This is a genomic window from Oryzomonas rubra (genome assembly GCF_008369015.1).
GTDB classification, from domain to species: Bacteria; Desulfobacterota; Desulfuromonadia; order Geobacterales; family Pseudopelobacteraceae; genus Oryzomonas; species Oryzomonas japonica.
In genome coordinates, this window is the sequence record NZ_SRSD01000001.1 from 151,401 (window position 1) to 168,625 (window position 17,225).

Sequence of the window (17,225 nt, forward strand, 5' to 3'; positions counted from 1 at the left end):
TGAAAACTCCGTGATTCCTCTGAGCCTCTGTGTCTCTGTGGCAAGGTTTGCAGAATTCAAGGTAGGATGCAACACATGACCACCGATATCCATAGCCAGAAGATCCTGATTCTTGACTTCGGTTCCCAGGTGACCCAACTCATCGCCCGCCGCATCCGCGAACAGAGTGTCTACTGCGAGATCCATCCCTTCAACATGCCCCTGGAAAAGATCAAGTCGTTCGATCCCCAGGGGATTGTGCTCTCCGGTGGGCCGTGCAGCGTCTATGACGCCGATGCGCCGCTCTCCGATCAGCGGATCTTTGAACTGGGGGTCCCGGTTCTGGGCATCTGTTACGGCATGCAACTCATGACCCAGCAGTTGGGCGGCCGGGTGGAACGCTCCGACAAGCGGGAATACGGACGCTCCCAATTGCAGATTGACGACAATAGTGATCTCTTCAGCGGCTTCAGCGGCCATGAAGAGGTGTGGATGTCCCACGGTGACCGCATCGAGGAGATGCCCAAGGGCTTCGGCACCATCGCCCATACCGATCATTCGCCGGTTGCGGCCATGAAGGATGGGCAGCGCCGTTTCTTCGGGGTGCAGTTCCATCCCGAGGTGGTGCACACGCCCCGCGGCGACGAGATGCTGGGCAACTTCATCTTCACGGTGTGTGGCTGCAAACCGACCTGGACCATGGCCGGCTTCATCGAAACCGAGATCGCGTCGATCAAGGAAAAGGTCGGAACAGGCAAGGTGATCTGCGCCCTGTCCGGCGGGGTCGATTCCTCGGTCGTGGCGGTACTGATCCACAAGGCCATCGGCGACCAGCTCCACTGCATCTTTGTCAATAATGGCCTGCTGCGCAAGGGGGAAGCCGAGAAGGTCGTCAATCTCTTTACCAAGCATTTCAAGATCAATTTGGACTATGTGGATGCGTCGGCGCGTTTTCTGGAAAAGCTGGCGGGTGTCAGCGATCCGGAAAAAAAGCGCAAGATCATCGGCAACGAGTTCATCTACCTGTTTGAGGAAGAGGCCGTCAAGTTGGGGCAGGTGGATTACCTGGCCCAGGGGACACTCTACCCAGACGTGATCGAGTCGGTCTCCACCAAGGGGCCATCGGCGGTCATCAAGAGCCACCACAACGTGGGCGGCCTGCCGGAACGCATGAATCTGAAGTTGCTGGAGCCGGTGCGGGAACTCTTCAAGGACGAGGTCAGGCTGCTGGGCAAGGAGTTGGGGATGCCGGACGAGGTGGTCCACCGTCAACCGTTCCCCGGGCCGGGGCTCGCCATCCGCTGCATCGGCGAGTTGACCGCAGAAAAGCTGGAAATCCTGCGCGAGGCGGACGCCATCGTGCTGGAAGAGATCCGCAAGGCCGGTCTGTACCGGGAGATCTGGCAATCCTTTGCCGTGCTCCTGCCGGTACGGACGGTGGGTGTCATGGGCGACGCCCGCACCTATGATTTTACCGTGGCGCTCCGGGCGGTCAATTCCCTGGATGGCATGACCGCCGATTGGGTCAAACTGCCCTACGAACTTCTGGGCACCATTTCTTCACGCATCATCAACGAGGTCAAAGGGGTCAACCGGGTGGTGTACGACATCAGCCAGAAGCCGCCTGCAACCATCGAGTGGGAGTAGATGCTGCGTAGCACCTGTCAATAACGCATTACGACAAGCTGGAGGTAACTGATTTGTCCGGAATATCCTTTGAAGAAATTATGTTCACCATCATGTCCGCCACCCAGGATACCTTCAAGAGTTACATGAATATCGACCTGCTGGCCGGTAAGGTCGAAAAGAAAGTGGGGGCGGTGGATTCGGATGTGACCGGCATCGTGGGCGTGGCCGGGGACCGGGTCGGCTACATCATCTTTGCCACCGACAAGAAAACGGCCCAGTGCGTCGCCAAAGAGTTATTGATGGTGGACGAGGCCGACGACGAGTGCATCCGCGATGCGGTCGGCGAACTGGCAAACAACATTGCCGGCGTGTTCAAGACGAAATACCACGAGCAGTACGGCAGCGTGGCCCTGGGACTGCCGCTGGTAGTTTCCGGCCAGTTGCGCGCCATTTCCGAACCGCCCGACCTCAATGAGGGCACCAGCATCAACGTGCAGTGCAAGGGCGTGACGATTCCCTTCACCACGGCCAACGGCGCCATCAACATCAAAGTCATGGTGTATATGTAGCTTGTGACAGCGCCACTGTCCATGCGGCTCGCTTTTGGGTACGGCCTGGCGGCGCTCCTTCTGCTGCTCTCCGGCTGTGCCGTCACGGTCCCCCACTGGCGTAGCGACGCCTATGCCAGCTTCAACGCGGCCCTTGCTGCGGCCGCCGATTCTCCGGCTCCCGAAGAAACCGACACGGTGCGCCGCACCCTTGAACTTGCCGATCGGTATTACAAGAGCGGTATGGTCGAGGAAGCCGACAGCCTGTACCGTCTTGCCGGCTTGAGGAGTCGCCTGTTGTCCCGCACCCTCCTTGCCGCTCAACTGCGCCAGGGGGCCGGCGTGGATGTGGACCCGGATGGCAGCGGTCAGCACGGAGCGGACGTGGACGTGGCTGACGAGATCGTTTCTTTGAACGATGCCGTAGCGGCCGAACAGCACCGTGACGACCCTGTCGGGGCTTCCCCGGCAGCAATAGCAGGACAACCGGGTCAGGCCGTTCAAGGGGCGGATTCAAGGATCACTCCACTCCCGCAATCCCATGACGAATCGTTCCCCGGCGCCAAGTCCTTTGCCGCTGCACTACCCCTCAACGTCCCGCCCAAGGCCAGGATACCATCTCTGGCACGCCCACGAACCGATCTGGGGCGCAGCATCATCTACCTTACCTTCGACGACGGCCCGTCACGCCTGACATTGCCGATTGCTACCTACCTGAAATCCCAAGGCATACGGGCTACGTTCTTTCTGCTCGGTTGCAACGTCAAAGGGCATGAAAAGGCCGTCACCTCGCTGGTCGCCATGGGGCACCGGGTCGCCAGCCATACGTTTTCCCATGATCTCCATAAGCTCAAGGCTTCCTTTGCCCGGAATACCAACGAAATTGGCCGGACAGCCTCCCTGATCGACCGCCTGGGCGGCGATGGCCACATGGTGAGAATCCCCTACGGCGCTTCGAGCAGAAAGCTTGTGTCCCAGGTGGCCGCCGAAGGTGCCCAGATCTTTACCTGGGATATCGACAGTCACGATTCCACAAAACGAGGAGCCCACAATCGCCGCCTTATAGAGAAGGCGGTGCTGGGGCAACTGGCCAAAAATCAACGCAGGCATGCCATTGTGCTCTTTCATGACGGTTCCGGCCATGATGCGACCCTGGCTGCACTGAAGGACTTGATACCCATCCTCAAGGAGCGGGGATATGGTTTCGGGCTTCTTTCCCACAACGACAAGCTGGCGAGTTTATCCGCTCCGGGAGGTACAGCACTATGAAAGAACTGTTGGGACGCTATGGAGCACTGCTACGGGAGGTGGATCGCTGGTTCGACGGCTGCATCCAGCGCCATGGGGACCAGATTGCGTGCCACCGTGGCTGTTCGGCCTGTTGCCGGGGGCTGTTCGACATCACGGTTCTCGACGCCCTCTACCTGCGTAGCGGCATCGACGCACTGCCGGAAGCCGTGCAGCACTCCCTGCGTCTGAAGGCGACGGAACGCCTGGCCTCGCTGTCCGCCTGCAATCCTTCCTTTGTCGAACCGTGGATTCTCAACCGCATTCCGGAAGAGGAGTGGGAGGAACTGATGCCGGAAGAGGATGAAACCCCGTGCCTGCTCCTGGCGGAGGACGGGAGTTGCCTGGTCTACGAGCAACGTCCCATGACCTGCCGTTTGAACGGCATCCCGTTATTGGATACCTCGGGCGAGGCGCTGATGGACGAATGGTGCACGCTGAATTTTACGGACATAGATGTTGCGCAGCTTGAAAACCTGCGCCACCCCTTTCTGGAGCTGTTTGCCCAGGAACTGCTCCTGTTCCGTGAACTCACCCGCAGGCTGCTGGGGGAGGCGGTCAATGAGTTGGATACCTTCATCCCTGCGGCGGTGGTGCTTGATGCCGGGATGGTCAGTGCGCTGCGACGGCGATGATCCTTAGCCCATCACTTTTGATCGGTTAAACGTGGGGCGACCCGTTCCAGAATCGGTTCCAACTCGCTTACCTTGTGGACCGCCGGGTAGCAGGTCCCCTGGGTGCAGATGGCGAGGGCGGGGGAGTCGTCGCTCGCTTCGAAGGTCAGCGCGAGGTTGGGGCAGTAGCGTGCTTTCAGGGCGTGCAACAGTCCCTGTATGGCTGGATGGTCCCGGTGTCCGCTGAAACGGGCCTCGAACGGTTCCCCCTCCAGCAGGGCCATGGCGTGCAGGCTTCCTAGGTGGATCGTGGGCTGGCGCTGCACGTCAGCGGCATAGCTTTCCAACAAGCGACGGGCGTGATCCAGCAGGTCGGGCCTTGCGGCGGCGCGGGCCAGGCGGATGAATACCTGGGCGGTCAGGGAGAAGGCCGACGGCACGACACCGTCATGTTCCAAGGAGGCCGCCAGGGGCATGGGCTCGGCATCACGGCCGGTTTTCAAAAAACGGCCGCTGGCGGGATCGAGGAAGATTTCCAGCATTTGGTCGGCAAGCTTCACCGCCCACTCCAGCCAGACCGTGTCCAGGGTGGCTTCGAACAGTTCCAGCAGGCCGAACGCCAGGAAGGCGTAATCCTCCAGAAAACCCGGAACATCGGCCGCTTCCCCCAGAAAGCTGCGCAGGATGCGCCCATCCCTGCGGCGTAGTTTCTCAAGCAGGAACGATGCGGCACGGCTGGCCGCATCTAGGAACGCGGGATCGCCGGCCACCGCCCCACCACGGGCCAAGGCGGCAATCATCAGGCCGTTCCAGGCGGTGATGACCTTTTCGTCCCTGAATGGGCTGATGCGCCGCTTCCGTTTTTCCAGCAACAGCAATCGGCAGCGTTCCAGTCGCAGGCCGGTTTCGGTCGAATCCAATTCTTCTACGGTACAGAATTCATCTAGACCTAACGGCATGTTCAGGATGGTGTGCCCTTCAAAATTGCCCTCGGCGGTCACATCATAAAACCGGCAGAACAAGGGAGCCTCATCGCCGAGGCACTCCTCTATCTCCCCTTTGCCCCAGACGTAGCATTTGCCTTCAACTCCTTCCGAATCGGCATCCAGAGCAGCATAGAAACCTCCTTCGGGCGAAGTCAGTTCGCGGGCGACAAAGCCAAAGATGTCTTCGGCCAGGTGGAGATAGAAGCCACCACCCGTTGCCTGGTTCGCCTCCAGTGCCGCCAACCCGACCATAGCCTGATCGTAGAGCATCTTCTCGAAGTGGGGTACGAGCCACTCCCGGTCCACCGCGTAACGGTGCAGCCCCCCGCCAATCTGGTCCCATATCCCGCCCCTGCGCATCCTTTCCAGCGTGTGGAGCGCCATTCCCAGTGCATCGTGGTTTCCCGTCGCTCCCTGCCCGGTGAGCCAACTCAGGTTCATGGGCATAGGGAATTTGGGAGCGGTCCCGAAGCCACCGTACTGCGGGTCGTATATGTTGCGTAACTGGTTGAAAGATGTATCTACAAGCTGCTGTAAATCAACACTTACAGTGTGATCAATTTTGCTGGAAAGATTACCCATGGCATCCATGATGCTGCGGCAGTTCTTTTCGATCAGGTCGGGGCGCTGGCGCCAGAGCGCTGCAATGTTGGGGAGTAGTTCCATCAGGCCGTTCTGCCCTCCGCGTCCTTGCCGGGGCAGGTAGGTGACGGCCATGAAGGGGCGTTTGTCCGGCGTCATAAAGATGTTCAGCGGCCAGCCGCCGCTGCCGGTCAACACCTGGGACACGGCCATGTAAAAATCGTCGATATCCGGGCGCTCCTCCCGATCCACTTTGATGCAGACGAAGTGACTGTTCAACAGCGCGGCAACCTGCTCGTCCTCAAAGGACTCATGGGCCATGACATGGCACCAGTGGCAGGTGGCGTAGCCGATGGAAAGCAGGATGGGCCGGTTCTCGCCGCGGGCCTTCTCAAAGGCTGCATCACCCCATTCATACCATGCCACCGGGTTTTCGGCGTGCTGCAGCAGGTAGGGGCTGCGGGCAAAAATCAGACGATTGAAGTCCTGGCCGCCGTCCGGCGGGAGCGCGCCCTTGTCCAGAGCCCTGAGCCGGGCGATGTATGCGGATGTATCAAGCCTTGTATTTGCCATGGGGCACCTTTTGTGCGTCTGGACGGAAGTTGGGGATTGTGAATTCGTAACTATTCGAAATAATGCAACTTTGTGGTTGACAATGACAACCGTGTTGCTATAGTCAATTGTAACAATTAAATGGGGGGGGATTATGAAAAAAGTTTCTTTGCTTGTCGTTTTTTTGCTGTGCGGCGCATTCACGGTGTTTGCCAGGGATACGCTGCCCAGTCCCGATGTTTTGGGCAAGGAATCTATTTTTACCAGCGAGCGTCTGTCCGCCTACGATACGATAGTCGTCAAGGCCTTTTCCACCGAGGGGGCTGAATTGGCTAATCTTGACGACGAGGAAAAGAAGATCGTCGAGGAAATCAAGCCGACCCTTGTAAAAAACCTGAAGGAAAGCCTGGTCAAGTACCTTATAAAGGAAGGGAAGTTCAAAAACGTGCTTGCCAACGGCACGCCAAAGGGCAAGGCCATAATCGTGGAGGGCAAATTTACCAAGTTCAACGGCGGCATTGGTGCGGCAAAGTTTTTCCTAGGATGGATGGCCCCTGAGAGCGGCAAGACCAATATTTCGGTTTCCGGTCGTCTGATTGATGCCAAAACCGGCAAGGAACTGGCCACCTTCAGTGATACCCGCTCCGGCGGTGAAGGGGGGGGATTAGGCCGCATCAGGGGGGTCATGCCGATCCAGGCAACGGACGAGGGTGAGGAAATCGCCAACTTCATCCACAAACTCTACTGACCGTTACTAAAGCCCGCGCTGTCACCAGTCGCGGGTTTTTTTCGAGGTAAATTCCGATGCGTGAGATCCATGGCAATATCTGGGATTATCAAAAAACTGCCATTGTTGCCATTACTACCAACGGGGAGGTGGCGAAAAACGGCAAGGCTGTCATGGGACGAGGGGTGGCTGCCCAGGCTGCGCGGCTCTTCCCCTGGTTTCCCGGAAGGCTTGGCGCCTGCATCGCAGAGGACGGCAACCATGTGCATCACCTGGGCAGCAATCTGGTGAGTTTCCCGGTGGAACAGTCGCCCTATGCCGTTCCCGACCTAGTGTTGATCGAACAGTCTGCCCGTGAATTGGCCACGCTTGCCGATACGGCTGGTTGGAAGATGATCGTGGTACCGCGGCCCGGTTGCGGTGGAGGGGGGCTATCGTGGCATGATGTGCGTCCGCTGCTGGAGCGTTATTTCGATGATCGTTTTCTGGTGATCACGGCGGAATAACGGCCATCTCTCACAGAGCCCACGGAGGGACAGAGGAACCACAAAATTTGGTATCAACCACCCCCGTCCCCTCCTGATTCAGGAAAGGGTGGGGGTGGTTAGTTTTTTGGGTGTTCTCCGTGCATCTGTGAGCGGGTGAGAGTACCAGGTCACTCCCCCAGCATCTGGGCAAAAAATGCCGCCGCCATATCCACCGTTTCCCCATCCTTGGCCTCACCGTTGGTTGACGCGTCGATCAGCAGGTGTTCCGGTATCTCGGCCAGGAAGCGGCTCGGTTTGCGCTCTTCGATGGTGCCGTACTTCCTGCGGGTTCTGCAGCGGGAGATGGTCAGGTGTTGGCGGGCGCGGGTGATGCCCACGTAGCACAGCCGCCGCTCCTCGGCACAGGACGGGTCCTCCTCAATGGAACGCTTGTGGGGGAGCAATTCCTCCTCCAATCCCACCAGGTAAACATGGTTGAATTCCAGCCCTTTGCTGGAGTGCAGCGACATGAGCGTGACGGCGTTATGGCCGTGCTCCTTGTCGTCCTCCGATTTTTCCTCGTCCATCAGCGAGATCCTCTCGAGAAACGCCGACAGGGTGGCCCTGGGGGTTTGGGCCTCGAATATGGCCAGGGAGTTGACCACCTGTTCGATATTCTCGATCCGCTTGCGGGCCTGGGAAGCGTCGTTCAGGGTACGGTACAATTCGTCCTCGATGCGCAGACGGTTGAAAAGGGCATTGACCTGGGCGCCCAGGTCGGTGCGGCCGAAACCGGCAATAACCTCCGTCATCATCCGGTGGAAGGCCCCTACCGCTTTTTTCGACGACTCCGAGATGTCGGCGATCTCCGCCACCCTGCCCAGGGCCTCGAACAGTGGGACGTTATGCGCCAGTGACCACTGGTTGAGATGCAGCAGGGTGTTGTCGCCGATGCCCCGGCGGGGGAAGTTGATGATGCGCAGCAGGGATGCCTCGTCGCCCGGATTGTCGATGACCCGCAGGTAGGCCACGGCGTCTTTGACCTCCTTGCGCTCGTAGAACTGTTGTCCCCCCACCACGATGTAGGGGATGCGCTCCAGGCGCAATTTTTCCTCAAAGGCCCGGCTCTGGGCGTTGGAGCGGTAGAGTACGGCAAAATCCGACCACGGGAGTTTGCCGCGAAACTGTTCCAGCATCATACTATCAGCTACCCTGGCGGCCTCTTCCTCTTCGTCGGCCGCAACGATCAGGTCGATCCCGCGCCCCTGGCCGCCGGCCGTCCAGAGCGCCTTGTCGGTACGGATCGGGTTGTTCCTGATGACGCTGTTGGCCGCATCCAGGATCGAGCTGGTGGAACGGTAGTTCTGCTCCAGTTTGATCACCCGGCAGCCGGGATAGTCGTCTCCGAAATTGAGGATGTTCTGCACCTCGGCCCCGCGCCAGCCGTAGATGGACTGGTCGTCGTCCCCCACCACGCAGATGTTGCCGTGTTTCTGGGCCAGAAGCGAGATCAGCAGGTACTGGGAGGCGTTGGTGTCCTGATATTCATCCACCATGATGTAGCGGAAACGCTCCTGCCAATGCCCCAGGATAGCTGTGTTGGATTGCAGCAGCCTGACCGAGAGCATGATGATATCGTCGAAATCGATGGCGTTGAATCCCTTGAGTAGTTCCTGGTAGCGAGGGTACACCGCGGCCGTGGCCAACTCGAGCTTGTCGTCGTGGGCCGGTTTGAATTCGGCAGGGCTGATGAGGCGGTTTTTGAGGCCGGAGATCTTCCAGAGCATCAGGTCCGGGTCGCATTGCTTCGGGTCGATGTCCCGCTCCCGCATGGCCTGTCGCAGCACGCCGGCCTGGTCCGACGAGGAGTAGATCGAAAAGTTGGGCTTGAAGCCCAGCGCCCGGATGTCGCGGCGCAGGATGCGTACCCCCAGGGAGTGGAAGGTTGAGATGATGATCCCGTCCGCCATTCTGCCGGCCATGGTGCCGACGCGCTCCTTCATCTCCCGGGCGGCCTTGTTGGTGAAGGTCACCGCCAGGATGTTGTCGGCGGAGATGCGCTTGTCCTTGAGCAGGTGAACGATGCGGGTTGTGATGACCTGGGTCTTTCCGGAACCGGCCCCGGCAAGAAGCAGCAGGGCGCCTTCGGTGTGGTTGACCGCCTGTTGTTGCGGAGTGTTGAGTCGTTTCATAGGTGATAAGGTGTACCACAAACAGCGCTGTGGACGCAAATCTGTTCCATGCTTGTTGCTACAATGCCATAATAATGTAACATCTATCAGGTAGAACAAATTCGCACCTGGAGACCACGGTGACAGCATCCCCCCCTACCAAGAAGCAATCCCAGAATAAGACCAAGCGAGGCAAGGTGGACAAAACACCGGCAAAGGCCCCCATGGCCAAGGGAACGAAACAGAAGCCTCCTGTGGCCGTTGAGGAAACTCCGGCTGCGCCCGAGTTCGACCTGAACGACAGCGAATGGTATCTCAACCGGGAGCTGACGTGGCTGGAGTTCAACCAGCGGGTACTGCACGAAGCCGAGGACAGCCGGACGCCCCTGCTCGAGCGTCTGAAGTTCATCGCCATTGTCAGTTCAAATCTGGACGAATTTTTCATGAAGCGCATCGGTGGCCTCAAGCAGCAGATCGGCGCCGGCATGCGGGAGCTGACCCTGGATGGCCGCACGCCCCGCCAGCAGGTTCAGGAATGCCACCTTGTCATTCGCAGTCTTGAGGCCCGCAAGGATCAGCTTTTCCGCCAGCTCTGCTCCCTGCTGGAGGAAAAAGGCATCGCCGTAGAATCCTACAACGAGCTTACCGCCAAGGAAAAGAAGACATTGCGGGAGCACTACTATACCAACATCTTTCCCCTGCTGACCCCCCAGTCCATCGACCCGGCCCACCCATTCCCGTTCATTTCCAACCTGTCCCTCAACCTGCTGGTGACCCTGCGCTACCCGAGGGCGCGGGAGGTGTCCCTGGCGCGGGTCAAGGTACCGGTCGGCTTGGGAACGCCCCGTTTTATACGGGTGGGGAAGGGGGACCATTTCGTCTGTCTGGAAGACGTGATGATGAACAACCTGGATATGCTCTTTCCCGGCATGAGTATCGTAAGCTGTGAAATCTTCCGCGTGACCCGCAATGCCAATACCGAACGGGATGAGGAAGAGGCCGACGATCTGATGGCCATGATCGAGTCCGAGTTGAAGGAGCGGAAGTTCGCCCCGATTGTGCGTCTGGAGATCGGCACCGGCATGGACCCTGTTCATCGCGGTCGCCTGGCGGCCGAGTTGGAGTTGGACGAAGAAAACGACGTCTTCGAAGTGCCCGGTCTTCTGGCCCTGCGCGACCTGTTCGAACTTGCCGGCCTCGATTATGCCCGGCTGCACGACCAGCCCCATTACCCCATCGAACACCCCCAGTTGCAGGCGACGCGCAATATCTTCCATATCATTCGCGACTGCGGCTCCATTCTGCTGCAACACCCCTACGAGTCGTTCTCCACATCGGTGGAGCGCTTCCTGCGGGAAGCGGCCATTGACCCCAAGGTACGCGGCATCAAGATGACCCTCTACCGCACCTCCATCCAGGGGCGTATCATCGATTCCCTGGTGCTGGCCGCCCAGAACGGCAAGCAGGTGGCAGTGGTGGTGGAACTCAAGGCCCGCTTCGACGAGGCGGCCAATATCCGCCTGGCGGAACGGATGGAAGAGGCTGGTATCCATGTGACCTACGGCGTCGTTGGCCTTAAGACCCATTGCAAGGTGATTATGGTGGTGCGTCAGGACTATAACGGGTTGCGGCGGTATGTACACATCGGCACCGGAAACTACCATGCCGAGACAGCGCGCATCTACAGCGACCTGGGACTGTTGACCTGCGATCAGACGATCGGCCAGGACGTGACGGAGTTGTTCAACTACCTGACCACCGGTTTCATGGCGAAACGTAACTACCAGAAGATCGTACCGGCGCCCCGTATGCTCAAAAAAGCGCTCCTGGTAGGGATTGAACGGGAGATCGAGTCGCACCGCCAAAAAGGGAGCGGGCTGATCCAGTTCAAGATGAACGCCCTCGAAGATGGCGACATCGTCAAGGCGCTCTACCGGGCGTCCCAGGCCGGGGTGAAGATCGACCTGGTGGTGCGCGATACCTGCCGGCTGCGCCCCGGCATTCCCGGGCTTTCGGAGAATATTAGGGTTATGAGCGTCGTCGGGCGCTTCCTGGAACACTCGCGTCTCTACTATTTCAGAAACGGCGGCGCGGATGACTTTTTCATCGCTTCGGCAGACGCCATGAAACGCAATCTGGAAGCGCGTGTAGAGGTTCTCTGCCCGGTCGAGTCACCGGAGCTGACCAAGGAGTTGCGGGCCATCTTCGATATTCATCTCTCCGACCAACGCTCGGTCTGGGACATGCACCCGGATGGTAGTTACACCCAGCGCATGCCTACTGCGGAATCGCCCCACCTGGGCAGTCACCACCTGATGATCGAGCGGGCCTCCAAGCGTCTCAGGGAATCGCTCAAACAAAAGAAAAAGACCAAACCCAAAACCTGATTTTTCAAATTACCCCTGTGTAACGGCTGCTTCGGCAGCCTTTTTTTTGCGGTATCCCAGGAGGGCCGACAAAAAATATTGCAATAGAACAATTTTATATTATACTGAATGGCAATAAATATGTTTAATATATGCCCATAATGATTGAGGTTAGGTCACTCCAGCCAAAAAGGGGGTTGTGAATGAATAATCAATATGACGGCACTGAAAACGGTTTGTTAAAACGTAATTGCGCCATGCGTGAGTACTCTGTAGGCGAAATACTCAGGGAACGGGGGGTTTCCCGACGGGATTTTCTGAAATTTTGTTCCGCCATGACGGCGGCCATGGCCCTGCCGGTCACCTTCGCCCCCAAGGTCGCCCAAGCCCTGGACGAGGTCAAGCGCCCGCCACTGGTCTGGCTGGAGTTTCAGGATTGCGCCGGGGATACGGAGGCGTTGCTGCGTTCCGCCAACCCGACCGTGGGTGAGATCGTCCTCGATATCCTTTCCGTCGACTATCATGAGACCATCATGGCCGCCGCCGGGCACCAGGCGGAAGCCGCCCTGGAAAAAACCATTACCGACTACAGGGGCAAGTACCTCTGCGTCGTCGAGGGATCGATCCCCATGAGGGACGGCGGTGTCTACGGCTGCGTGGGCGGCAAGTCGCACCTTGACCGGGCACGCCAGGTCTGCGGCGGTGCCCTGGCAACCATCGCGGTGGGTACCTGCGCATCCTTTGGCGGTATCCCGGCTGCCGTGCCCAACCCCACCGGGGCCGTCGGCGTCAAGGAGGCGGTCCCCGGTGCAACGGTCATCAACCTGCCCGGCTGTCCGGTCAATGCCGACAACCTGACCGCCACCGTGGTCCACTATCTGGTATTCGGCAAGATCCCGGCCTTGGACGGCCACGGCCGGCCGCTGTTCGCCTATGGGAAACGCATCCACGACAACTGCGAGCGCCGCCCCCATTTCGATGCCGGCCAGTACGTGGAGCAGTGGGGAGACGACGGCCACCGCAAGGGGTTCTGCCTCTACCGGATGGGGTGCAAGGGGCCGGCCACGTTCCACAATTGTCCCACCCAGCGCTACAACGACAAAACCAGTTGGCCGGTGGGCAGCGGTCACGGCTGCGCCGGGTGCTCGGAACCGGCCTTCTGGGACACCATGGGCCCCCTGTACAAACGTCTGCCCAACGTGCCCGGTTTCGGCATCGAACATACCGCCGACAAGATCGGCATCGGGTTGGCGGCTGGCGCTGCAACGGCCTTTGCCGTCCACGGCGCGCTGAACGCCATAAGGAGAGATAAAGAACCCAGCGACGAAAACAGGGAGGGATAGGCAATGGCCAAGATAGTGGTTGACCCGATTACCAGGATTGAAGGACATCTGCGCATCGAGGCCGAGATCACTGACGGCAGGATCACCGATGCCTGGAGTTCCAGCACCATGTTCCGCGGCATCGAGAAGATCCTCAAGGGGCGCGACCCGCGGGATGCCTGGTTCTGGACCCAACGTTTCTGCGGCGTCTGCACTACCGTGCATTCCATCGCCTCCATCCGGGCCGTGGAGGATGCGCTCAAGATCAAAATCCCGCCCAACGCCCAGTTGATCAGGAACATCATCATCGGCATCCAGAACGTGCAGGACCACGTCATTCATTTTTATCATCTCCACGCCCTGGACTGGGTGGACGTGACTTCGGCCCTCAAGGCCGACCCGGCCGGGACTTCTGCCCTGGCCGCCTCCCTTTCCGACTGGCCCAACAACTCCCCGACCTACTTCAAGTCGGTACAGGACAAGCTCAAATCCTTCGTGGCCTCGGGCCGACTCGGTCCTTTTGCCAACGCCTATTGGGGGCATCCGGCCTACAAACTTCCCCCCGAGGCGAACCTGATGGCGACGGCCCACTATCTTGAAGCACTGGAGTGGCAGAAGGACGTTATCAGGATTCACGCCATCCTGGGGAGCAAGAACCCCCACCCCCAGACCTTTCTGGTGGGCGGGATGTCGATTCCCATCGATCCCGACTCCCAGAACGCCCTCAACGCCGATAAACTGATGGAGATCAAACGCCTGCTGAAGAAGGCGCAGGATTTTGTGGAAAAGGTCTATATCCCGGATCTTTTGGCGGTTGCCTCTTTCTACAAGGATTGGGCCGCTATCGGCGGCGGGGTGGGCAATTTTCTCAGCTACGGCGAATTCCCCGATGCGGCCGGCAACCAGTGGCTGCCCCAGGGCGCCATCCTGGGCAAGGACATCTCCAAGGTGCTGCCGGTGGACCAGAAGAAGGTGGCCGAGTATGTGGACCACTCCTGGTTCGAGTACAAGAACGGCCCGGAAAAGGGGCTCCATCCCTGGGACGGAGAATCCGAGGCGCGCTACAGCGGCCCCAAGCCCCCCTACGAATACCTGGATACGGACAAAAAGTACTCCTGGGTCAAGGCCCCACGTTATGACGAAAAGGTCATGGAGGTAGGCCCCCTGGCCCGGGTGCTGGTAGCGTATGCCTCCGGCCACAAGGAGGCCAAGGCAGCGGTGGACATGGTGCTGAACAAGTTGGGGGTTGGCCCCGAGGCGCTCTTTTCCACTCTGGGGAGGACCGGCGCCCGTGGCATCGATTGCCTGCTGGTCGCCCGCCAGACTCCGAAATGGCTGGACGAGCTGATCGCCAATATTGCCAAGGGTGATTACCGCATCCACGCCAACGAGAAGTGGGACCCCAGCGAATGGCCCGCCGAGGCCAGCGGCTACGGTTGGCACGAGGCGCCGCGCGGCGCCCTGGGGCATTGGATCAAGATCAAGGACCAGAAAATCCTCAACTACCAGGCGGTTGTCCCCTCCACCTGGAACGCATCCCCCCGGGATGCCAAGGGGCAGCGCGGCCCCTACGAGGCGGCCCTGATCGGAACACCGGTGGCCGATCCCGCCAAACCGCTGGAGATCCTGCGCACCGTCCACTCCTTTGACCCGTGCCTGGCCTGCGCCGTTCATGTGGTGGATGCCGCCGGAAACGAAGTGATCAGAGTGACCGTTTCCTAGAAAGGGGGGGGTATGAGTGAACAGTGCAAATTCAAGAATTACATCTGGGAATTGCCGGTGCGCTGGTGTCACTGGATCAACGTTATCTGCATTGTCGTGCTGTCGGTGACCGGCTTCTTCATCGGCACCCCCTTCTCGTTCGGCCGTTCGGCATCCGATTTTACGATGGGCTGGATTCGTTTCATCCATTTTACCGCTGCCTACCTGTTTGCCGTCAGCGTGATCTCCCGGGTGATCTGGTCGTTCATCGGCAACAAGTACTCGGGCTGGAAAGAATTTTTTCCACTCGCCACCGCCAGGGGGCGTCATAAATTGCTCAGGATGCTGCGGTACTACCTGCTGATCGACAAGGATGTGCCCGAGACCGTTGGACACAATCCTCTGGCGACCACCGCCTATATCGCCCTGTTCTGCATCTACTCCACCATGATCCTGACCGGCTTTGCGTTGTATGCCGAACACGCCCCCACCTCTCCGATGCACCGGGCGCTCGGTTTCATGTATGCCCTGTTCAGCGACCAGGGGATGCGGCTCACCCATCATTTCGGCATGTGGCTGATCGTCGGTTTCGTCATCAACCATATCTATAGCGCCTGGTTGATGGACATCAAGGAGCATGGCAGCGAGATTTCCAGCATGTTCTGCGGTTACAAGTTCACGGTGAAAAAAGAGGATTAGTGTATCCCCAGAATCCGTGACGCTTCCATGCCTCCGCTTGTCCGGAATGCCTCTGCCTCTGCTGGGATGCAGATGGCCGACCGTCCGGCGGCGGCCCGGCGTGGTGAGTGGCTTGGTGCGGCACGGGCGGCGTGCGGGCTCCGGCTCTTCCGGCCGCTACGGTATTCCGGCGTCACGGATTCTGGGGATATTTTAGGTTCAGCCGGGCCACAGGGGGCGCGTCCATTTTCCGCAGCGGAGGGGTGCATGATTTTGCATGACGGTCAAGCCCAAGCCCCAGACATCCTGGTGCTCGGCATCGGCAATCTGGTGATGAGCGACGACGGGGTTGGCGTGCGGGTGGTCCAGGAACTTCAGAAGCGCTGCCGCTTCCCGCCCCATGTGGAGATCATGGACGGCGGCACCCTGGGGCTGGATCTCCTGCCCAAACTGGAAGGGATCGGGCGGCTCTTGGTGGTGGATGCTGTTGAAACGGGGGGCACGCCGGGAACACTGGTGCGGCTGTCGGGCAAGGAGCTGCCGATTGCTCTGCAAACCAAGGTTTCTCCCCACCAGATGGGGCTCAAGGACCTTCTTGCCGTGGCGGAGTTGTTGGGGCATGCTCCCCGTGAGATGGTGCTGGTCGGGATTCAGCCGGCCAGTATCGAGATGGGGGCAGAACTCTCCATAAACATTACTGCACAACTTGAAAAAATGATTGGTAACGTGCTGACGGAATTGAATAAATGGGGTGTTGAGGTGCGTCCTTCTTAGCCAAGGGACTTTTTCATCTCCAGGACATTACCTCCGTCCGCCTTTTTGTACTCCACGGAATCCATCAAAGAGCGGATGATGAAGATGCCGCGCCCCTTTTCGCCGAGCTGGTCCGCTTCAAAGCTGGGATCGGGTACGCTCGTGAGGTCGAAACCCTGCCCGCTGTCATAGACCTTAATGCAGATTTCCCGGTCGGAAACGCTGATGCGTATCAGGATCTCCTTGCTGGGGTCGGCGGCATTGGCGTGTTTGATGGCGTTTACCATGGCCTCGGTCAGCACCACGTTGAGGTGGTGCGCCAAGGCCTCCCGGTCCCCTTTGAAACGGTCCAACTCCCGCACCACATTCTCGCCGATTTTGCCGATCATGCTCAGGTAACGGGTCTGGTTGGGAACAACGATCTCTATGTCGACGGTGTTCTTCATGACAACCTCGCGTGTGAGAAAGCTGCAGGTACGTGAATGACGGCTCGGTCAGTAGCTCTCCAGCGCATCGTCCACCGTCGGGAATATGTCGAATACCCGGTGCAGGCGGGTCAGTTCGAACATCGACTTGACCTGGCTCTGGAGCGCGGAAAGCTTGAGGCTCCCCTGGCGCGCTGATGCATTCTTGAATCCGGATACCAAAACCCCCAACCCGGAACTATCGATGAAACGCACCTCCTTGAGGTCGATCAACAGGTCTTTGGTCCCGCTATCGAACAGCCGGTTCAGTTCGGCCTTGAGCTCGTCGGAGTTGTGGGCGTCAAGGCGCTCCTCCTTTACGTAGATGACCCTGACGGCTCCGTTCTCTTCGATTTTCAACTGCATGGGTAACTCCTTTCATTCTGTGTCCCCCTCAGG

15 protein-coding genes are annotated in these 17,225 nt (G+C 59.1%); 11 read left to right on the forward strand and 4 right to left on the reverse strand.

The features are described from left to right. Positions 1-75 precede the first annotated feature (75 nt). The 4 genes from guaA to ET418_RS00720 all read left to right on the forward strand — a co-directional run bounded on the left by guaA (position 76) and on the right by ET418_RS00720 (position 4,078). The gene (gene guaA / locus ET418_RS00705; protein ID WP_149305657.1) at positions 76-1,626 is read left to right on the forward strand and encodes a glutamine-hydrolyzing GMP synthase; all 1,551 of its coding nucleotides are present in this window, start codon (positions 76-78) and stop codon (positions 1,624-1,626) included. Positions 1,627-1,706: 80 nt separating this feature from the next. After that, a complete protein-coding gene (locus tag ET418_RS00710) occupies positions 1,707-2,177 on the forward strand; it encodes a chemotaxis protein CheX (RefSeq protein WP_246152885.1) in 471 nt (156 codons plus the stop codon). A 3-nt stretch (positions 2,178-2,180) separates the two neighbouring features. Further along, on the forward strand, positions 2,181-3,425 hold the full coding sequence (locus ET418_RS00715) for a polysaccharide deacetylase family protein (protein ID WP_149305659.1): 1,245 nt from the start codon (positions 2,181-2,183) through the stop codon (positions 3,423-3,425). Beyond that, positions 3,422-4,078 carry a YkgJ family cysteine cluster protein gene (locus tag ET418_RS00720; RefSeq protein ID WP_149305660.1) on the forward strand — a complete coding sequence of 219 codons (657 nt, stop codon included), beginning with the start codon at positions 3,422-3,424 and terminating at the stop codon, positions 4,076-4,078. The genes ET418_RS00715 and ET418_RS00720 overlap by 4 nt, the downstream gene beginning before the upstream one ends. 11 nt (positions 4,079-4,089) lie before the next feature. Here ET418_RS00720 and ET418_RS00725 read toward each other — a convergent pair whose 3' ends face one another. Next, complete coding sequence (locus tag ET418_RS00725; protein ID WP_149305661.1) at positions 4,090-6,198, reverse strand: thioredoxin domain-containing protein; 2,109 nt, start codon at positions 6,196-6,198, stop codon at positions 4,090-4,092. Positions 6,199-6,331: 133 nt separating this feature from the next. Between ET418_RS00725 and ET418_RS00730 the strand changes: the two genes are divergently transcribed. Continuing rightward, positions 6,332-6,925: a DUF4410 domain-containing protein gene (locus tag ET418_RS00730; RefSeq protein ID WP_149305662.1), complete on the forward strand. Its 594-nt coding sequence runs from the start codon at positions 6,332-6,334 to the stop codon at positions 6,923-6,925. Positions 6,926-6,981: 56 nt separating this feature from the next. After that, a complete protein-coding gene (locus ET418_RS00735; RefSeq protein ID WP_149305663.1) occupies positions 6,982-7,410 on the forward strand; it encodes a macro domain-containing protein in 429 nt (142 codons plus the stop codon). A gap of 149 nt (positions 7,411-7,559) precedes the next feature. Here ET418_RS00735 and ET418_RS00740 read toward each other — a convergent pair whose 3' ends face one another. Beyond that, positions 7,560-9,563, reverse strand: coding sequence for an ATP-dependent helicase (locus ET418_RS00740; RefSeq protein WP_149305664.1), 2,004 nt, complete (start codon positions 9,561-9,563; stop codon positions 7,560-7,562). A gap of 203 nt (positions 9,564-9,766) precedes the next feature. Between ET418_RS00740 and ppk1 the strand changes: the two genes are divergently transcribed. The 5 genes from ppk1 (at position 9,767) to ET418_RS00765 (ending at position 16,383) form a co-directional block, all read left to right on the forward strand. Beyond that, positions 9,767-11,929: a polyphosphate kinase 1 gene (gene ppk1 / locus ET418_RS00745; protein WP_149306056.1), complete on the forward strand. Its 2,163-nt coding sequence runs from the start codon at positions 9,767-9,769 to the stop codon at positions 11,927-11,929. Between the two features lie 182 nt (positions 11,930-12,111). Then, on the forward strand, positions 12,112-13,251 hold the full coding sequence (locus ET418_RS00750; RefSeq protein WP_218043347.1) for a hydrogenase small subunit: 1,140 nt from the start codon (positions 12,112-12,114) through the stop codon (positions 13,249-13,251). Between the two features lie 3 nt (positions 13,252-13,254). Then, positions 13,255-14,952, forward strand: coding sequence for a nickel-dependent hydrogenase large subunit (locus ET418_RS00755; RefSeq protein WP_149305665.1), 1,698 nt, complete (start codon positions 13,255-13,257; stop codon positions 14,950-14,952). Positions 14,953-14,964: 12 nt separating this feature from the next. Then, a complete protein-coding gene (gene cybH, locus ET418_RS00760; protein WP_149305666.1) occupies positions 14,965-15,630 on the forward strand; it encodes a Ni/Fe-hydrogenase, b-type cytochrome subunit in 666 nt (221 codons plus the stop codon). A gap of 246 nt (positions 15,631-15,876) precedes the next feature. Continuing rightward, positions 15,877-16,383, forward strand: a complete 507-nt coding sequence (locus tag ET418_RS00765) for a HyaD/HybD family hydrogenase maturation endopeptidase (RefSeq protein WP_149305667.1) — start codon at positions 15,877-15,879, stop codon at positions 16,381-16,383. On the opposite strand, the gene ET418_RS00770 is transcribed toward ET418_RS00765, so the two are convergent. Then, complete coding sequence (locus tag ET418_RS00770) at positions 16,380-16,808, reverse strand: ATP-binding protein (protein WP_149305668.1); 429 nt, start codon at positions 16,806-16,808, stop codon at positions 16,380-16,382. The genes ET418_RS00765 and ET418_RS00770 overlap by 4 nt on opposite strands. Positions 16,809-16,856: 48 nt before the next feature. Next, positions 16,857-17,192 carry an STAS domain-containing protein gene (locus tag ET418_RS00775; protein WP_149305669.1) on the reverse strand — a complete coding sequence of 112 codons (336 nt, stop codon included), beginning with the start codon at positions 17,190-17,192 and terminating at the stop codon, positions 16,857-16,859. Positions 17,193-17,225: the final 33 nt, after the last annotated feature.